Source organism: Sphingomonas yabuuchiae (genome assembly GCF_001477495.1).
In the GTDB taxonomy this organism is placed as follows: Bacteria; Pseudomonadota; Alphaproteobacteria; order Sphingomonadales; family Sphingomonadaceae; genus Sphingomonas; species Sphingomonas yabuuchiae_A.
On record NZ_LDTF01000004.1, the window covers coordinates 1 to 17610 of the forward strand.

At 67.4% G+C, this 17610-nt stretch carries 13 protein-coding genes; 7 read left to right on the forward strand and 6 right to left on the reverse strand.

What is annotated here, in order from left to right:
• Nucleotides 1-40: 40 nt before the first annotated feature.
• Nucleotides 41-2452, reverse strand: a complete 2412-nt coding sequence (locus NS355_RS00370) for a ligase-associated DNA damage response DEXH box helicase (protein ID WP_209444999.1) — start codon at nucleotides 2450-2452, stop codon at nucleotides 41-43.
• Nucleotides 2453-2471: 19 nt separating this feature from the next.
• Here NS355_RS00370 and NS355_RS00375 point away from each other — a divergent pair, with 19 nt between their 5' ends.
• Nucleotides 2472-3470 (forward strand): ligase-associated DNA damage response exonuclease, encoded by a 999-nt coding sequence (locus NS355_RS00375; protein WP_058743846.1) that lies wholly within the window; start codon nucleotides 2472-2474, stop codon nucleotides 3468-3470.
• Nucleotides 3471-3488: 18 nt separating this feature from the next.
• Here the strand turns inward: NS355_RS00375 and mdoH are convergent, their stop codons facing one another.
• Together mdoH and NS355_RS00385 are read right to left on the reverse strand one after the other, a co-directional pair.
• On the reverse strand, nucleotides 3489-5288 hold the full coding sequence (gene mdoH / locus NS355_RS00380; RefSeq protein WP_084787406.1) for a glucans biosynthesis glucosyltransferase MdoH: 1800 nt from the start codon (nucleotides 5286-5288) through the stop codon (nucleotides 3489-3491).
• Nucleotides 5285-6850, reverse strand: a complete 1566-nt coding sequence (locus NS355_RS00385; protein WP_244489500.1) for a glucan biosynthesis protein — start codon at nucleotides 6848-6850, stop codon at nucleotides 5285-5287. The genes mdoH and NS355_RS00385 overlap by 4 nt, the downstream gene beginning before the upstream one ends.
• A gap of 170 nt (nucleotides 6851-7020) precedes the next feature.
• On the opposite strand from NS355_RS00385, the gene NS355_RS00390 reads away from it, so the two are divergent.
• Nucleotides 7021-9987, forward strand: a complete 2967-nt coding sequence (locus tag NS355_RS00390) for a TonB-dependent receptor domain-containing protein (RefSeq protein WP_058743954.1) — start codon at nucleotides 7021-7023, stop codon at nucleotides 9985-9987.
• 108 nt (nucleotides 9988-10095) lie between these two features.
• On the opposite strand, the gene NS355_RS00395 is transcribed toward NS355_RS00390, so the two are convergent.
• A complete protein-coding gene (locus NS355_RS00395; RefSeq protein WP_058743847.1) occupies nucleotides 10096-10692 on the reverse strand; it encodes a TlpA family protein disulfide reductase in 597 nt (198 codons plus the stop codon).
• Between the two features lie 16 nt (nucleotides 10693-10708).
• On the opposite strand from NS355_RS00395, the gene argH reads away from it, so the two are divergent.
• From argH to NS355_RS00420, 5 genes are all read left to right on the forward strand, one after another.
• Nucleotides 10709-12076, forward strand: a complete 1368-nt coding sequence (argH, locus tag NS355_RS00400) for an argininosuccinate lyase (RefSeq protein WP_084787407.1) — start codon at nucleotides 10709-10711, stop codon at nucleotides 12074-12076.
• Nucleotides 12073-12309, forward strand: coding sequence for a hypothetical protein (locus NS355_RS00405; protein ID WP_042487426.1), 237 nt, complete (start codon nucleotides 12073-12075; stop codon nucleotides 12307-12309). The genes argH and NS355_RS00405 overlap by 4 nt, the downstream gene beginning before the upstream one ends.
• Nucleotides 12309-13571, forward strand: a complete 1263-nt coding sequence (lysA, locus tag NS355_RS00410) for a diaminopimelate decarboxylase (RefSeq protein ID WP_058743848.1) — start codon at nucleotides 12309-12311, stop codon at nucleotides 13569-13571. The genes NS355_RS00405 and lysA overlap by 1 nt, the downstream gene beginning before the upstream one ends.
• Before the next feature lie 217 nt (nucleotides 13572-13788).
• Nucleotides 13789-14562 carry a precorrin-2 dehydrogenase/sirohydrochlorin ferrochelatase family protein gene (locus tag NS355_RS00415; protein ID WP_058743849.1) on the forward strand — a complete coding sequence of 258 codons (774 nt, stop codon included), beginning with the start codon at nucleotides 13789-13791 and terminating at the stop codon, nucleotides 14560-14562.
• Nucleotides 14559-15512, forward strand: coding sequence for a zinc transporter ZntB (locus tag NS355_RS00420; protein WP_058743850.1), 954 nt, complete (start codon nucleotides 14559-14561; stop codon nucleotides 15510-15512). The genes NS355_RS00415 and NS355_RS00420 overlap by 4 nt, the downstream gene beginning before the upstream one ends.
• A gap of 107 nt (nucleotides 15513-15619) precedes the next feature.
• Here the strand turns inward: NS355_RS00420 and fliS are convergent, their stop codons facing one another.
• Complete coding sequence (gene fliS, locus NS355_RS00425; RefSeq protein WP_058743851.1) at nucleotides 15620-16039, reverse strand: flagellar export chaperone FliS; 420 nt, start codon at nucleotides 16037-16039, stop codon at nucleotides 15620-15622.
• A gap of 1 nt (nucleotide 16040) precedes the next feature.
• On the reverse strand, nucleotides 16041-17531 hold the full coding sequence (fliD, locus tag NS355_RS00430) for a flagellar filament capping protein FliD (RefSeq protein ID WP_084787408.1): 1491 nt from the start codon (nucleotides 17529-17531) through the stop codon (nucleotides 16041-16043).
• Between the last annotated feature and the right edge of the window lie 79 nt (nucleotides 17532-17610).

Below are 17610 nucleotides of genomic sequence, written 5' to 3' on the forward strand. Positions count from 1 at the left end.
GCGGGAGGGGAGCGGCTAGAGGCGAGCGTTGGGCATAACCTCACTCCCCCATCGCCTCCGCCGCGAGCGCCTCCGCCTCGATCAACAAATCGTCGTCCGCGCTCCCCGTCGACACCTTCTCGCGCCCGATCAGCACCAGCACCGGCACGGCCAGCGGACTCACCCGCTCCAGATCGACGTGCAGCATCGTGCCCCCCGCCCGGTCGAGCAGGTTCGCCAGCCGCCCGACATCGGTCATCCGCGCCCGCGCATCGTCCCACGCCGCCTGGAGCAGCAGATGGCCGGGCTCGTATTTGCGCAGCACATCGTAGATCAGGTCGGTCGAGAAGGTCACCTGCCGCCCGGTCTTGCGCTTGCCGGGATGCTGTCGCTCGACTAGCCCGCCGATCACCGCCACCTCGCGGAACGCGCGTTTCAGGAGGTGCGATTGCTGCACCCAGTCGACGAACTCGTTTTCCAATATGTCGGGGGAGAAGAGGCTGGCCGGATCGGTGACCTTTTCCAGCCCGTAACAGGCCAGCGCATAGTCGCTGGCGACGAAGCCCAGCGGCTTGAGCCCTTGCGCCTCCATCCGCCGGGTGATCAGCATCCCCAGCGACTGGTGCGCGTTCCATCCCTCGAAGCTATAGGCGACCATGTAATGCCGCCCCTCGCGCGGGAAGGTCTCGACCAGCAACTGGCCGGGGCGCGGCAGGACCGAGCGACGATCCTGCATCTCCAGCCAGTCGTGCACGTCCGGCGGAAAGCGGTCCCATGCGCGCCGGTCGGCCAGGAATTCGCGCACCCGGTCGGCGAGGCTGGTCGACAGCGGCATCCGGCTGCCGCCATAGGTCGGGATGCGGGCGGGGCGCGAAGTGGCGCGGACGATCAAATCCTCGCCGTCGATCGATTCCACCTCCAGGCTGAGCCCGGCGAAGAAGAAGGTGTCGCCGGGGGCCAGCGTTGCGGCGAATCCCTCCTCGACCCGGCCCAGCTGGCGGCCGTTGCGGAAGCGGACCTTCAGCATCGTCGCTTCCACGATGATCCCGGCGTTCAGGCGATGCTGCGCGACGAATTGCGGATGGGTGACGCGCCACAGGCCATCGGGCTGCTGGACCAGCCGCTTGAACTTGTCATAGGCGCGCAAGGCATAGCCGCCGTCCGCGATGAAGTGCAGCACCCGGTCGAAGGTCGCGTCGTCCAGCGCCGAATAGGGCATGGCGGAACGAATCTCGTCGAGCAGCGCGCTCTGCTCGAACGGCGCGGCGCAGGCGCAGGCCATGACATGCTGCGCCAGCACGTCGAGCGCGCCTTGTCGGGAGATGTCGGGGTCCAGCTCGCCCGCCTCCACCGCGTCGAGCGCGGCGCGCGCCTCCAGATATTCGAAGCGGTTGCCGGGGACCAGGATCGCACGGCTCGATTCGTCCAGCCGGTGATTGGCGCGGCCGATCCGCTGGAGCAGCCGCGACGAGCCCTTGGGCGCGCCCATCTGGATCACGCAATCGACATCGCCCCAGTCGACGCCCAGGTCCAGGCTGGCGGTGGCGACCAGCGCGCGGAGTTGCCCGTCCGCCATCGCGCCCTCGACCTTCTGGCGCGCTTCCAGCGACAGCGAGCCGTGATGGACGCCGATGGGCAGGCTCTTGTCATTGGCCTTCCACAGATCCTGGAAGATCAGCTCGGCGAGACTGCGCGTGTTGCAGAAGACGATGGTCGTCCGGTTCGCCTCGATCACGCGCATGACCTGCGCGGCGGCATAGCGGCCCGAATGGCCCGCCCAGGGCACGCGGTCCTCGGGTAGCAGGATCGAGATATCCGGCGGCGCGCCGGGTTCGCCGGTGACGAGGCCGACCGCATCGATATCGCCATCGGGGGCCAGCCAGGCGCGATAGCCGTCCGGGTCCGCCACCGTCGCCGACAGCGCGACACGGCGCAAACCGGGCGACAGACGCTGCAACCGCGCCATACATAAGGACAGCAGGTCGCCACGCTTGCCGGTGGCGAAGGCATGGACCTCATCGACGACAATGGTCTTCAGCCCGGCGAACATCGCCTCGGCGTCCGGATAGCTGAGCAGCAGCGACAGCGATTCCGGCGTGGTCAGCAGCATTTGCGGCGGCTTCACCCGCTGCCGCGCCTTCTTGTCCGAAGACGTATCGCCGGTGCGCGTCTCGACTCGGATGTCGAGGCCCATCTCCTCGATCGGGGTCACGAGGTTGCGGCGGATATCCACCGCCAACGCCTTCAGCGGTGAGACATAGAGGGTGTGCAGCCCCTCGCTCGGGGTTTCGATCAACTCGGTCAGGGTCGGCAGGAACCCCGCCAGCGTCTTGCCCGCGCCGGTGGTGGCGACCAGCAGCGCGTGGCGGCCCGCGCGCGCTTCCTCCAGCATCGCCAGCTGGTGCGTGCGTGGGCACCAACCCTTGGCGGCGAACCAGTCGGTCAGGGCGGAGGGAAGGGAACCGGGGGGCATGCCCGTCGATATAGGTATCATGGTCAAGCTCGGCGACTGGATACAGCCCCATAAACATGGGATTTACGTGGCCCCCGCCGATGTGTGGGTCGATCCGTCCGAACCCGAGGCCAAGGCGCTGGTGACCCACGGCCATGCCGACCATGCGCGCGGCGGGCACGGCACGGTCTGGGCGACGCCCGAGACGCTGGCGATCATGGAAGCGCGCTACGGCCCGCAAAACGGGATCGGCGTGGGCTATGGCGAAAAGATCCGGCTGGGCGAGGTGGACGTCAGCTTCGTGCCTGCGGGCCATGTGCTGGGATCGGCACAGATCGTGCTCGACTATCGGGGCGAACGGGTGGTGGTGTCGGGCGACTATAAGCGCCGCGCCGACCCGACCTGCACGCCGTTCGAGCCGGTAAAGTGCGACGTCTTCGTTACCGAGGCGACCTTCGCACTGCCTGTGTTCCGTCATCCCGAGACCGGTGACGAGATCGACAAGCTGATCGCGCGGCTGCACGCCAATCCGACACGCTGCGTGCTGGTCGGCGCCTATGCGCTGGGCAAGGCGCAGCGGGTGATCGCCGAACTTCGCGTGCGCGGGCATGAGGCGCCCATCTATCTGCACGGCGCTTTGGCGCGGCTATGCGCGCTCTATCAGGAACTGGGCGTCGATCTGGGCGAGTTGCGCATGGTCGCGGACACGCCCAAGGCGGAGATGGCGGGCCACGTCGTGATGTGCCCGCCCGGCGCGCTCAACGATCGCTGGTCGCGGCGGCTGCCCGATCCGATCACGGCGATGGCCAGCGGCTGGATGCGGGTGCGCCAGCGCGCGCGGCAGAAGAATGTCGAGCTGCCGCTGATCCTGTCCGACCATGCCGATTGGGACGAGCTGACCCAGACGCTGACCGAGATCGCCCCGCGCGAGGTCTGGGTGACGCATGGCCGGGAGGAGGCGTTGGTGCATTGGTGCGAGACGCGGCAGATGAAGGCGCGGGCCCTGGCGCTGGTGGGGTTCGAGGATGAGGATGATTGAGCGGCTGTAGCGCTGGGCCTACGCCAGAGCCAAAGGCCGAACCGGCTCGGCCACCTCTGACCCCGGCACCGCGAACACGCCCTTCTTCGCCAGTTGCTCGCCCGGCCGGACCTTCGCCGTCTCCATCGCCAGCCAGGGCGACAGCAACAGCCCCAGGGTCACCGGCGACAGCCATGCCCCCAGCATCGGGTTGAGGAACGACACGACCACCAACACCGCGCCGACCCCCAGATGCCAGCGATAGCGCGGCATCGCGTCCGCCGCCGCCAGCCCGTCGCGCACCCGGCTCTGCGGGTTCCAGCCCGACGGCTTGCCGCGCACGATGTTGATGAGGTCGATCGTCTGGGTCAGCGCGATCACCGGCGCGGTCAGGATCGACAGCGGCATGTCGAGCGCCACCGAGGACAGGATGCCGCGCACCCCGCCATAACTCGCCCGACGGTCGCGGTCCGCCATCGCCCAGATCATGCTGAGGATCTTCGGCCCGAACAGCAGCACCAAAGTCACCGCCAGCACCCGCGCCGAGGTGACGGCATGGACCGTCGCGGCATCGTCCGACAGGCTCTGGGCGATCGAGGTGGCGATCAGGACCAGCCAGGCGGGCGACATCAGATAGGCGGTGGCGCCGATCAGCAGCTGCAGCCGGCTGATCCAGTGGAAACCGCTGGCCCCCAGCAATTTCAGATGCTGGATATTGCCCTGCGCCCAGCGCCGGTCGCGCACCGCCTGGTCGATCAGGGTGGGCGGAAACTCCTCGAAACTGTCCTCGACCATCAGCATGTGCAGCCGCCAGCCGCGTCGCCGCAGCAGCGCCGCCTCGACCATGTCGTGGCTCATGATCGTGCCGCCGAAGGGTGGGCGTCCGGGCAAATCGGGCAGGCCGCAACTTTCGGCAAAGGCGCGGATGCGGATCAGCGCGTTATGCCCCCAGAAGGTCGATTCCGACCCCGACCACCAGACCAGCCCGGCGGTCGAGATCGGCCCGTAGAAGCGGCTGGCGAACTGCATCCAGCGCTGGAAGAAGGTCGTCGCGCCGATGATCATCGGCACGGTCTGGAGCAGGGCGATCGAGGGGCGCTGCTCCATGATCTGCGCCATGCCGACGATCGTGTTGCCACCCATCAGGCTGTCGGCGTCGAGCATGAGCATGAAGTCGTATCCGCCGCCGTAATTGCGGATCCACTCGGCGACATTGCCCGGCTTGCGGCCCTTATTCTCGGTCCGGCGGCGATAATGGAGCGGCACGCGCAATCGTGGGGCGAGGCGCTCCCAGGCGGCGCGTTCCTCCGCCTCCGCCGCCTCGCCCGAATCGGACAGCACGAAGAAGGCGAAGCGGTCGGCGGCGCCCGCGCGGTCGATCATGACGGCCATGCGCGCGATCCGGTCGAAGACGGCGTCGACATCCTCGTTATGCACCGGCACCAGCACCGCGGTGCGCGCGGTCGGCGGCGCGGCCCCCTTGGGCGCAGGCGTGATGCCGGGATGCGCGCGCGAGATCAGCAACACGAAGCCGATCGCCGCCGTCACGAATCCGAACGAAATCCAGGCGAACAGCGGAAAGAACAGCAGCAGCAGCAGCCCGTCGAGCAGGCTGAACCCGTCGCTCAACAACGCCTCCTTGACCGAGGCGGAGGCGGCCGTCGCCAGCAGTCCGGTGAGCAGCACCAGGAGCAGGCGGCGCGTCAGGATATCGTCGGGCGCCAGGTTGACGCCCTCGCGCGGCTCGGGTGCATTATGCGGCGGTGGCACGCCGTCGAACCGCTGGACCTCCATCGTCAGCGGGGCGGGCGGCGGCATCATCGCGCGGCTGTCGGTCATGGCAGGAAGACCGGCATCAACACCGTCTCGCTCAGCGCCCGGGCCTGTTGCTTCAGGAAGAGGCGGACATCGGCCGGACCTGACGCTTCCGGCGCGATATCGGCGGTCACGCGCCAGCGGTTCGACTGGCCGACGACCGGATAGGCGGCCTGGGCCAGCAGCTTGCCGCGCGCCACGGATATGTCGGCGGTGACGCCGCTCTGCCGATCGAGCCCGGCCAGAGCGGGGCCGGTGAAATCGACGACCAGCTTGCGCGCGCCCGGTGTCGGCTCGGCGCCGGGGCGACCGGCATCGCCCGTCCAGCTGTCGACCGCATGGGCCACGGCGGGCACGGCCGTCGGATCGGTCGAGCCCCAGCTCAGGCGATAGTCGAACTGCCGCTTCTGCCCCGCCTTGGGCGCATCGGCGGGGTTCCAGAAGGCGACGATATTGTCGACCGTCTCGCTCGCGGTGGGGAAGGCATAGAGCATGACCTGCCCACGCCCCCAATCGCCCTCCGGCCGCACCCACAGGTTGGCGCGGCGGTCGTAGAAGGCACCGTCATCCTGATAATGGTCGAAGTTCCGGTCGCGCTGGAGCAGGCCGAAGCCGCGCGGATTGGTGTCGGCGAAGCTGTCGAGGGTCGGGCGGGGCGGATTGACCAGCGGCCGCCACAGCCGCTCGCCCGCACCGGTCAACAACGCCAGTCCATCCGAGTCGTGAATCTCGGGCCGCCAGTCACGCGCGGCGGCGCGGTTGCCCTCGCCATACCAGAACATGCTGGTCGCGGGTGCGATGCCCAGCCGTTCGACATTGCGGCGGAAGAACAGGACGGCGGACACGCGCTGCTCGACGCCGCTTGCGCCCTTGATCGACTCGATCCGGTACGCGCCGCTCACGCTCGGTCCGTCGAGCAGCGCATGGACGGTATAGCCCTGCGCGCCCGTCCGCTCGATCCAGAAGTCGGTGAAGGCGGGAAATTCCTCGCGCCCGTCGATGCCGGTGTCGATCGCGATCCCGCGCGCCGACAGGCCATATTGGTCCTGCGCGCCGGCGGTGCGGAAATAGGAGGCACCCTGAAAGGCCAGCCAGTCGCTCTTCCCGTCCGCCGTCATCGCGCGGAACCCGGCAATGCCCAAAGGCGGCGCATGGCCCGCCTCGGCGGTGAACAACGAGGGGGAGAAGGGCACGGCGCGGGCCTGGCCATTCTCGACGATGTGGATGCCGACCGGGACGGGGGCGTAGCGGCCCAGCGGAAACAGCCGGATGCCCCCGGCCAGCGTCCGGTCGTCGCGATAGCGGATGGTCCCGACCGCATCATAGCCTATCGCTTCGGCCGCCGCGACCTTGGCCGGTGCCCGGTAAGGCTGTCGCGCCCGTGCCTCGGCCTGGGCTTGCAGCGCGGTCCAGGAAAAAGGCGTGGGCGCGCCCAGTGACGCACCTCCGCCACGGCCCTGCGCCGCGACACGGGCGGCGATGGTCGGGGTCACACCCAGAACGGCAAGCGCCGCGACCAGTTCTCGACGATTGGCCTGCATCATCGGCTTCAGCATCTCCCGTAACGCTCGGAGCAGAGCGCGCATCACGGCTGCGCAGGCCCGGCTGATTGTGCAACGCAGCGTGCGACGATCGGTTGCCGCGACAGGATCAGTTGGCCCTATCACGCTAAAATTCCGATACCGTATATTATATTTGACGACTGTTTCGTTTTTTGGCAGGAGAAACACAATAAAATCAATTGGGGGGCAATTTCATGATTGGAAATTACCGTGGCTTGGCCTGTTCGGCCGGGGCTATTGCGATCGCGTTGCTTTCGGTTTCGCCGGCCCATGCGCAGGACAAACCAAAGTCCGCTCAGGATCAGGATGCACGCTGCGTCCCCGACCAGCCCTGTCCGCCCGAAGCAGCCTCGACCGAAGGCGAGGCCATCGTCGTCACCGGCACCCGGCTTCAGCGCCCCAACTTCACCAGCAACAGCCCGCTGACCGTCGTCGACGCGACGGAGATTCGCTATCAGGGCGCGATCCAGGTCGAAAACGTGCTGAACCGCCTGCCGCAGGTGACGCCGGATTCGAACGAGAACGGCTCGAACGGGTCGGACGGCACGGCGCGCGTCAACCTGCGCAACCTGGGCAGCAACCGCAACCTCGTGCTCGTCAACGGCCAGCGCATGCTGCCGGTGCAGGCCAACGACCTGAATTTCATCCCCGCCGCGCTCATCAAGCGGGTCGATGTCGTCACCGGCGGCGCGTCGGCGGTCTATGGCTCGGACGCGATTTCGGGTGTCGTCAACTTCATCCTGCGCGACGACCTGGACGGTGTGCGCACGGACGTCCAGTACGGCTTTGCCCAGCACCAGAACGACAATGGCTTCGCTCGCGGCGTGCAGAGCCAGGCCAATTATCGCCTGGCCCAGCCGATGATCCTCGACGGTCAGAAGCTGGACGTGAACGTCGCCTTCGGCACCAACTTACCCGACGGGCGCGGCAATGTGACCGCCTATTTCGGCTATCGCGACACCAAGCCGGTGCTGCAGGGCGATCGCGACGTATCGTCCTGCGCCTTCGATCCGGCGGGGACCGGCAATTCGACGCTGACCTGCGGTGGCTCCAGCAACAACCAGTACGGTCTGTTCGATCCGATCACCGGGCCGAACGCCGATGCGGGCCGGTTCAACAACACCCGCGACGGCAACCGGACCTGGGTGCCCTACGACTCCAGCTTCCGCTACAATTATGCGCCGCTGAACTATTTCCAGCGCAACGACACCCGCTACACGGCGGGGGCCTTTGCCAAGTATGAGATTTCGCCCGCGATCGAAGCCTATGGCAGCTTCATGTTCATGGACGACCACACCAATTCACAGGTCGCCCCGTCCGCGCTGTTCCAGGGCTATACCTACTCGATCAACTGTGACAATCCGTTCCTGAGTGCGCAGCAGGGCCAGATCCTGTGCGGCAACGCCTATGGCACCAGTGCGACGCAGCAGGCCTATATCGGCTATCGCCCCGTCGCCGGGAACGCCCGTCCGCGCCGCGACGACCTGCGCCACACCGATTTCCGTGTCACCGGCGGCGTGCGCGGTGAGATCGCGCCCGGCATCCGCTATGACGCCAACGCGCTGTTCTCGACGGTTCTCTATAACGAGACCTATGAGAACGACATCGATCCGTCGCGCGCCAATCGTGGTATCCAGGTCGTCAACGTCAACGGCACCCCGACCTGCAAGTCGGTGATCGACGGCAGCGACCCGCAGTGCGTGCCGCTCGACATCTTCCGCTATAACGGCATTTCGGATGCGGCGTTCGGCTATATCTATGCGCCGACCTCGACCCGCGGCGTCGACCGCGAAACGGTGCTCAGCGGCAATATCAGTGCGGACCTGGGCACCTATGGCGTGAAGTCGCCCTGGTCGGACGACGGCATCGGCGTCGTGCTGGGCGTCGAGCATCGTTACGAGAGCCTGGAGTTCAAGGCCGACGCACTGGCGCTGCAAAAGGGCACCAAGGAGACCCAAGGCCGCTTCGACGTGAACGAGGTGTTCGCCGAAATCGAAGTGCCGCTGATTCAGAACAAGCCCTTCGTGAAGGAACTGGCGCTGAACGCGGGCTATCGCGGATCGGACTATTCCAACCTGTCCAAGATCGTCTCGACCTACAAGGCCGAGGTGTCCTGGGCGCCGAGCAGCGATATCCGCCTGCGCGGCAGCTATAACCGCGCGATCCGCGCCGCCAATGTGTCCGAGCTGTTCGGGCCGCAGTTCAACGGCAATGTCAGCGCACAGGACCCCTGCGCCACCGCGACGCCGACCGCGACCTTCGCCCAGTGCGCCCGCACCGGCGTGACCCAGGCGCAATATGGCCGCATCACCGACTGCCCGGCGGAAACCTGCACTGCGCAGTTCGGCGGCAACCCGGCGCTGAAGCCTGAAACGGCCGACACGCTGACCGCCGGTATCGTGTTCACGCCGACCTTCCTGCGCCGCCTGTCGCTGACCGTCGACTATTTCGACATCAAGGTGCGCGACTATATCAGCTCGATCTCGGTGCCGCAGACGATCAGCCAATGCATCGCGACCGGCAATCCGTTCTTCTGCAACCTGTTCAAGCGTGATCCGCGCGGCGGCATCATCTTCGGCGACCAGGGCTATATCGTCTCGACGACGCAGAATACCGGTTCGCTGCGTACCTCGGGCGTCGACTTCGGTCTCAGCTATTCCCAGCCTCTGGGCGGTGCTGGTTCGCTCGCCGTCGATTTCCAGGGCACCTGGAACCGCAAGCTGGTGAACGAGCCGGTGCCCGGCCTCGGATCGTTCGATTGCGTCGGCTATTTCGGCCCGACCTGCGGCCAGCCCATGCCCGAATGGCGGCACCAGTCGCGCTTCACCTGGACCGATGCGGCCAGGGTCGGCTCGATCTCGCTCAACTGGCGCTATATCGGCCCGACCAAGCTGACCAACAATTCGACCGACCCGAATTTGGCCGGCACGCCGTCGATCTTCAACAGCCGGATCAAGGCGTACAATTATTTCGACCTGGCGGGCACCGCGAAGGTGCAGGACGGCATCACGTTCCGCGCCGGCGTGAACAACCTGTTCGACCGGGATCCGCCGATCATCGCGCAGGGCCTGCTGGCCGCGTTCGGCAACGGCAACACCTATCCCGGCATGTACGACGCCGTGGGCCGCACCGTGTTCATCGGCCTGACGGCGGAGTTCTGATGCGAGAAGGGGGCGGTCGCGTGCCGCCCCCGGTTCAAACCATTTTACCCCAGCCTGTCCCGTCCGGTTCACCCCGGGCGGGACTTTTTCATGGGGGCGACGTCCGGCTTACATCGCTTCGGCGAGCAACTGGTCCGCCTGGGCGCCGACCCATTCGAAGCCACCGGTCACGCGCCAGATTTCCTTGCCGTTCGCGCCGTACAGGATCGTGGTCGGCAGGTTGGCCTTGTAATGGACGCTCAGGCCCAGCTTGGGGTCGAGATAGATGGGCAGTGCGTCCAGCTTCTTGCCCGCCAGGAAGGGCTTCACCTTGGCGGCGTCGTCCTGCGCCACGGCGATGACCGCGATCTTGCCCTTCGACCGCTCGGCCTGTGCGGCGAGTGTCGGCATCTCGGCCACGCACGGCCCGCACCAGGTCGCCCAGAGGTTGACCAGCACGGGCTTGCCCCGGAAATCGGCCAGCGTCGCGGGCTTGCCGTCCAGCGTGGTGAAGCCCAGCGTCGGTGCGGCCTCGCCCTTGTGGCTGCGGTCGACCGCCCCCGTGGGCTTGGGGGCTTGCGATCCCGTGGCCTCGCCGCTGGTGACTTCGCCGCTCGAAACTTCGCCGCTGGAGGTGTTGGCGGCTTGCTCCGGGGCGGGGCTTTGCTTATCGCACCCGGCGACCATCAGCCCCAGGAGACAGGCGATCACGGTACGCGACGACATGGGCGGCTCCAACGCAATGTGGGGCGGGCGCTTCGCAGAAGGTCCCGCCGCGGTGATGCGCGAGATAAACGCGTCCATCCCCTTCGACAAGCGATTGTGGAAACAGGACATCGCCGGGTCGAAAGCGCATGTCGCGATGCTGGGCAAACAGGGTATCGTTTCGGCCGAGGACGCCGCGACGATTTCCGCCGGGCTGGACAAGGTCGCCGAGGATTATGCCGCGAACGGCGTGTCGGAGGACCTGACCCTCGAAGACATCCATATGCAGACCGAGGCGAAGCTGGCCCAGCTGATCGGCCCGGTCGCGGGCCGTCTGCACACCGCGCGGTCGCGCAACGACCAGGTGGCGACCGATTTCCGCCTGTGGGTGCGCGATGCGATCGATGAGACGCTGGCGGCGCTGGGTGCCTTGCGCAATGCGCTGCTGACCCGCGCCGAGGAGCATGCCGACAGCGTGATGCCGGGCTTCACGCATCTGCAATCCGCACAGCCGGTGACGCTGGGCCATCATCTGATGGCCTATCACGAGATGATCGTGCGCGATGCCAGCCGTTTCGTGGCGGCGCGGGCGCGGATGAACCAGTGTCCGCTGGGGTCGGCGGCGCTGGCGGGGACGGGCTTCCCGGTCGACCGTCACATGACGGCGCAAGCGCTGGGCTTCGACGAGCCGACGCGCAACTCGCTCGACGCGGTCAGCGACCGGGACTTCGCCATCGACTATCTGCAGGCGGCGACCAACTGCTCGCTGCATCTGTCGCGACTGGCCGAAGAGTTCGTGCTCTGGGCGTCGCAGCCCTTCGGCTTCGTCGCGCTCAGCGACCAATGGTCGACCGGCAGCTCGATCATGCCGCAGAAGCGCAACCCCGACGCGGCCGAGTTGGTGCGCGGCCATGCGGGGCGGATCATGGGCTGCATGACCAGCCTGATGGTCACGATGAAGGGCCTGCCGCTCGCCTATTCCAAGGACATGCAGGACGACAAGCCGCCGGTGTTCGAGGCGCACGACCTGCTGGCGCTGTCCATCGCGGCGATGACCGGCATGGTCCAGAGCGCGACGTTCAAGACCGACCGGATGCGTGGCGTGGCGGAGGCGGGCTTCTCGACCGCGACCGATCTGGCCGACTGGCTGGTCCGCGTCGGCGGCATTCCTTTCCGCGAGGCGCATCACATCACCGGCCGCGCGGTGAAGCTGGCCGAGGAGAAGGGCGTGATGCTGCACCAGCTGTCGATCGACGACCTGACCGGCATCGACGCGCGCATCAACGACAGCATCTATGACGTGCTGTCGGTCGATGCCTCGGTCGCCAGCCGGGTCAGCTTCGGCGGCACCGCGCCCGCCAATGTCCGTGCCGCGATCGCGACCGCGCGGGGGCTGCGCGCATGAAGCCCGCGCTCGCCCTGCTGGTCGCGCTGGCGCTGACCGGCTGTGGCGCGGCCAACCGGCTGCAACCGGCCAAGGGCGAGAGCCTGCCGGTCGCGCCGCGCGGCGCCACCGCGACCCCGACGCCGCAGCAATTGCTGACGGCCACCCCCCAACAACGCCCGCAGCGCTCCGACGAACTGATGACCCAGTCGCAGGACCGGCGCTCGGACGAATTCGATTTGCCCCCCCGCTGATGGACCATTTTCACTTTTCGAACGGCGAACTCCATGTGGAGGATGTGCCCGTATCCCGGATCGCCGCCGAAGTCGGCACGCCGGTCTATATCTATTCCGCCTCGACCTTCCGCCGTCATGCGCAGGTGTTCCGCGAGGGGCTGAGCGCCCTGCCGCGCGTCCACCTGGCCTATGCGATCAAGGCGAATCCGAACCTCGCCGTGCTGCGCGTGCTGGCCGACGAAGGCTATGGCGCGGATGTCGTCTCGGTCGGCGAGATGCGCCGCGCGCTGGCGGCAGGGATGAAGGCGGAGGACATCGTCTTCTCCGGCGTCGGCAAGACGAAGCGAGAGCTGGTCGCCGCACTCGAAGCCGGGATCGGGCAGTTCAACCTAGAGCTGGAGGAAGAGGGCGCGGTCCTCGCCGAGCTGGCGCATGAGCGCGGGCTGGTCGCCCCCGCCACGCTGCGCGTGAACCCGGACGTGGATGCGGGCACGCATGCCAAGATCTCCACGGGGCGCAAGGAGAACAAGTTCGGCGTGCCGATCGACCAGGCGCTGGGCATGTTCGACCGTCTGGCCGGGCTGCCGGGCATCGACCTGAAGGGCGTCGCCTGCCATATCGGCAGCCAGCTGGGCGATCTCGCCCCGCTGGAGGCCGCTTACAAGCGCGTGGGCGAGCTGGTCGCCGAGCTGCGCGGGGCGGGGCATCGCATCAGCCGCGTCGATCTGGGCGGTGGCCTGGGCGTGCCGTACAAGCCGGGCGACGTGATGCCCGCGCCCGCCGCCTATGGCGAGATGGTCGCGCGCGTGACGAAGGACTGGGATGTCGAGCTGATGTTCGAGCCGGGCCGGGTAATCGCGGGCAATGCCGGGGTTCTCGCGACCGAAGTCGTCTGGGTGAAGCCCGGCGTCGCCAACCCGTACGTCATCGTCGATGCGGCGATGAACGATCTGATGCGGCCGGCGCTCTATGACGCGCATCACGACTTCGTCGCGGTGAAGCCGACCGGCGAGACGATGATGGCGAATATCGCAGGCCCGGTGTGCGAGACGGGCGATACCTTCGGCATGAACCGCGAGATCGACGCGGTGAAGTCGGGCGACCTCGCCGTGTTCCGCACGGCGGGCGCATACGGCGCGACCATGGCCTCGACCTATAACAGCCGTCCGCTGGTGCCCGAAGTCATGGTAGAGGGCGACCGCTTCGCCGTCGTCGCCGACCGCATCGCCGCCGAGACGATCATCGCCGCCGAGCGTGTGCCGGAGTGGCTGAAGAAGTGACGGCATATGCGGCCTTCCTCCCCTGTAAGGGGAGGTGGCAGGCCGCAGGCCTGACGGAGGGGTGTCGGCGGTCGCGAGGGAGTGTTTCCTCGCCAATGGCGACACCCCTCCACCAGCTTCGTGCGCGAGCGAGATTGTGCCCCCGGCACAGTCTTGACTTGCCGGGGGCAAGCCAAAGCTCGCACACCCCCTCCCCTTACAGGGGAGGAAAAGGGAGGTGAGCCTCGCCAGCCTGCCGCTGTTCGTCCGGCTGGGCGGGCGCCCCGTCATTCTACTGGGCGAGGGCGAACCCGCCGAGGCCAAGCGCCGTCTGCTCGATCGGGCGGGCGCGCTCGTGGTCGGCGAGGATGCACAAGCCGCGCTCGCCATCGTCGCGATCGGGGATGAGGATGAAGCGCAAGCCGCCATCGCGCGGTTGAAGGCGCGCGGCGTGCTGGTCAACGCGGTCGACCGGCCTGCGGCCTGCGACTTCACGCTGCCCGCCATCGTCGAGCGGGGGCCGGTGATCGTCGCGATCGGTACAGGCGGCGTGTCGGCCGGGTTGGCGGCGGCGCTGCGCCAGCGGCTGGAGACCTTGCTGCCCGCAGGGCTCGGCGCATTGGCCGAGGGGCTGTACGCTGCCCGAAGCGCCCTGCGCGCGCGCTTCCCCGACGGGGCGGAGCGGCGGCGTGCGATCGGGGCGGCGCTGTCGCCCGGCGGCGTGCTCGATCCGCTCGCGGGGGATACCGATGTCGACGGCTGGCTGTCGCAGGCCGGCCGCCCGGCGGCAAAGGTCGAGGCGTTCGTACTGACCTCGACCGACCCCGATGACCTGACCCTGCGCCAGGCGCGGGCGTTGGCGGCGGCCGACCGGGTCTATCACCGCGCCGATGTGCCGCCCGCGATCCTCGACCGGGCGCGCGCCGATGCGGTTCGGATCGAGTGCGACGCGCTCCCCGTCGAGCCGGATGACGGGCAGATCGTCGACCTGACCATGGACCGCCGCGCATGACCGGCTTCGCCTATGGCATCGACGGCGGCAAGGCCGAGGCGATCCCGATCCGCGCGGCGGTGGAGGCCAAGGCACGGCTGGTCTGGGTACATCTGGAGACCAATGACGCGGTGGCGCAGCGATGGCTGCGCGATTCAGCGCATCTGGCCGATTACGTCATCGATGCGTTGACCGCCGCCGAAACCCGGCCGCGTTGCGAGGCGGTGGGCGAGGGGGCGTTCCTGAACCTGCGCGGACGCAGCAGCGCGCCGCTCGACGGATCGGACATGCTCGCTTCGGTGCGGATCTGGGCGATGAAGGGCCGCGTCTATTCGGTCACCCGCCGCCCGTTGCTGGCGGTCGATACGGTGCGCAAGGAGGTCGAGGGCGGCACCATCGCCGATCCGGGCGACCTGATCACCGCCTTCGCCACCGCCATCACCAACGATCTCGATCCCGATGTCGCCAATCTGGGCGACGAACTCGACGGATGCGAGGAGCAGCTGGACGAACACCGCGTCTTCCAGCTGCGCCGCACGGTCAGCCGGGTCCGCGTCGCCGCGATCGGCTATCGCCGTTTCCTCAATCCGCAGCGTGCCGCGCTGGAGAAGCTGGCGGCGCTACCCGGCGACTGGCTGGCCGATGACGACCGGCTGCACCTGTCCGCCGCCGCCGACCGCGCCGCGCGCATGGCCGAGGAACTGGAGTCGATCCGCGAACGCGCCGCGCTGGTCCACGAAACGCTGACCGACATGCGGGCCGAGCAGATCGACAATCGCGCGCTCGTCATCTCGATCGTCGCGATGGTGTTCCTGCCGCTGACCTTCATCACCGGGCTTTACGGGATGAACGTCAAGAACCTGCCCTATGCCGAGGAACCCTGGGCGTTCGATGCGATCCTGGGCGCGTGTGCGCTGATCGCGGCGGGGATCGTCATCTACTTCGTCCAGAAACACTGGTTCCGGCGGTAAGACGAACCAACCGCAATGATGCCAGAGGAGACATTTCCCTTGGCAAGGCGTCGGGCGTGCACTTCGGCTTCGTTCAGGCTGAACGGAGGGCTGGATAAGCTCGTGCGTTAGTTCTTGGCCTTCGGCGCGTTCATCTTGCGCACGGTTTCCCACGCCTCCGCGATGTCGGCGATGCTGGCCGCGACGTTGCGGAAGATGTGCGCGTCCTGACCCAGCGAGGCATCGACGATCTGCTTGCGCGCGCCGCCATAAAGGCGGGCGAAGGTGATCGACATCTCGCCGCCATTCTCGAAATCCAGCCCCGCCTCCAGCGCGAACAGGATGGCGGTGGCGCGCGTCACCCGCTCGCTCTTGCGCGCGAGCTGGCCATGCTCGGTCGCCCAGGCGGCGGAACGGAGCGCGGAGATCAGTTCCTCGTAGAGCAGCTGCACCAGCGCGGGGCCGTCGGCCATGGCGGTGCGACCGACCACGTCGATCTGGCGATAGACGGCGGCGGGATCGGTCAGAAGGGCGGAGGCATAGGTCATATCAGTTGCTCTTCGTCCACATCTTGACCTGCTGATCCATGAGACCCTGTGCCGATTTATAGGCGGTGACCCGGCTGTTCATCGCCGCGAAGCGCGCGGTCAGCGCGTCACTGGCCCGTTCGCGATTGTCGGACAGGCGGCTCTGCTGATCCGCCAGATCCTTCTGCGCCTGTGTCAGGTTGCTGTACGATGCGGTCAGGCCATAAACGCTGCTGGTCGCCGACAGCTGGATGCTGTTCATCCGCGCCGACAGGCCGATCAGATTGTCGCCGCTGGCCTGGAACATCTTCTCGACGGAACCGGGATAGGTCGACAGCGCCTTGGACAGCTGCGTCTGGTCGACGGTCAGCGTGCCGTCCTTCTCGGTCCTGACGCCCAGATCGGCCAGCGTCTTGGGGCCCAGATCGACGTCGCTGCCGGGCACCAGCTTGGTGGTGGTCAGCGTGCGCATCGTCTGGGCCAGCGAACGCGCGGCGGGATCGGCGCGCAGATCGCCCGTGATCGGGTCGATCGCCTTGTTCAGCGCGGTCATATTGTCGTTATAGGTCGAGACGAAGTTGGACACGACGGTGCTGAGCGCCGCGCTGGGGCTGGAGCCGGTCAGCGTCAGCGGCTTGGTCGACACTGCGGACAGGGTCATGTTCACGCCGGGCACCAGGTCGTTGACGGTATTGCTGGCCCGCTCGACGGTGACGCCATCCATCGTGATGCTGGCATTGGCGGCGGTCGACGATGTCGCGGTGCCGGTCGCGCCGTTGCCGACGTTCAGTCGGGCGAGCCCCGCCGTATCGCCTTCGGTTGCGGTGATGGTGAAGCTGTTGTCCTTGCCGCTGGCCCCGGTGAAGGACAGGAAGGCATTGCCGCTGGCATCGGTGACGACCGATGCGGTGATGCCGGTATTCGCGGCATTGATCTTGGCCGCCAGCAGGTCGGGCGTCGAGTCGTCGGTGCCGAACGACACCGACACGGCATCCTTCGATCCGACCTTGATCGACAGGCTGCCGGTGCCCAGCGAGGCCGTCTTGGAAAAGGACGCCTTGGTCGAGGATACCTGCGCACTGGCCAGCGCATTGACGGTGATCGACTTGGACATGCCCGCCAGCTTGGCGCCCGCGGCCGTCGTCACGCTCATGGTCGACGGATCGGAGCTGGTCGCCTGAGTCGCCAGCGTTCCCCCGCTCGCCAGCGAGGCCAGCGCGGAGGCGAAATCGGTGATCGCGCTCTTGATCGACGACACACCCGAAATCTTTGCGGTCAGCGTGTCCGACTGCGCCTTGAGCGCCGCAGTCTTGGCGGCGAACTGCGCCTCGATCAGCGAGGGGACGACTGTCGACAGGTCGATGCCCGAACCCGCCTGCAACGAGTTGAACAGTTGCTGGGCGGCGGTCTTCGTCGTATTCTGCGCGGCGTTGCTCGAGCTCGTCGAGCTGGACGACGAGGTGGAGGAGGTCGTCGTGGTATTGGACGATGTACTCGAGGAAACGGTGGTCATCGACGATACTCCGGCGCGCGCTTGCCATGCTTAACGGCCGCCGGCCGCCGGGCTTTAGGGGGATGCGACGAATGGCGGG

What these genes read in the sequence shown, in the direction of transcription:
- mdoH (WP_084787406.1), bottom strand. Translation starts at nt 5,288, where the DNA reads ATGACCGACAGCCGCGCGATGATGCCGCCGCCCGCCCCGCTGACGATG.
- NS355_RS00405 (WP_042487426.1), top strand. Translation starts at nt 12,073, where the DNA reads ATGAAGCCCGCGCTCGCCCTGCTGGTCGCGCTGGCGCTGACCGGCTGT.
- NS355_RS00395 (WP_058743847.1), bottom strand. Translation starts at nt 10,692, where the DNA reads ATGTCGTCGCGTACCGTGATCGCCTGTCTCCTGGGGCTGATGGTCGCC.
- lysA (WP_058743848.1), top strand. Translation starts at nt 12,309, where the DNA reads ATGGACCATTTTCACTTTTCGAACGGCGAACTCCATGTGGAGGATGTG.
- argH (WP_084787407.1), top strand. Translation starts at nt 10,709, where the DNA reads ATGTGGGGCGGGCGCTTCGCAGAAGGTCCCGCCGCGGTGATGCGCGAG.
- fliD (WP_084787408.1), bottom strand. Translation starts at nt 17,531, where the DNA reads ATGACCACCGTTTCCTCGAGTACATCGTCCAATACCACGACGACCTCC.
- NS355_RS00370 (WP_209444999.1), bottom strand. Translation starts at nt 2,452, where the DNA reads ATGCCCCCCGGTTCCCTTCCCTCCGCCCTGACCGACTGGTTCGCCGCC.
- NS355_RS00375 (WP_058743846.1), top strand. Translation starts at nt 2,472, where the DNA reads ATGGTCAAGCTCGGCGACTGGATACAGCCCCATAAACATGGGATTTAC.
- fliS (WP_058743851.1), bottom strand. Translation starts at nt 16,039, where the DNA reads ATGACCTATGCCTCCGCCCTTCTGACCGATCCCGCCGCCGTCTATCGC.
- NS355_RS00420 (WP_058743850.1), top strand. Translation starts at nt 14,559, where the DNA reads ATGACCGGCTTCGCCTATGGCATCGACGGCGGCAAGGCCGAGGCGATC.
- NS355_RS00385 (WP_244489500.1), bottom strand. Translation starts at nt 6,850, where the DNA reads ATGCGCGCTCTGCTCCGAGCGTTACGGGAGATGCTGAAGCCGATGATG.
- NS355_RS00390 (WP_058743954.1), top strand. Translation starts at nt 7,021, where the DNA reads ATGATTGGAAATTACCGTGGCTTGGCCTGTTCGGCCGGGGCTATTGCG.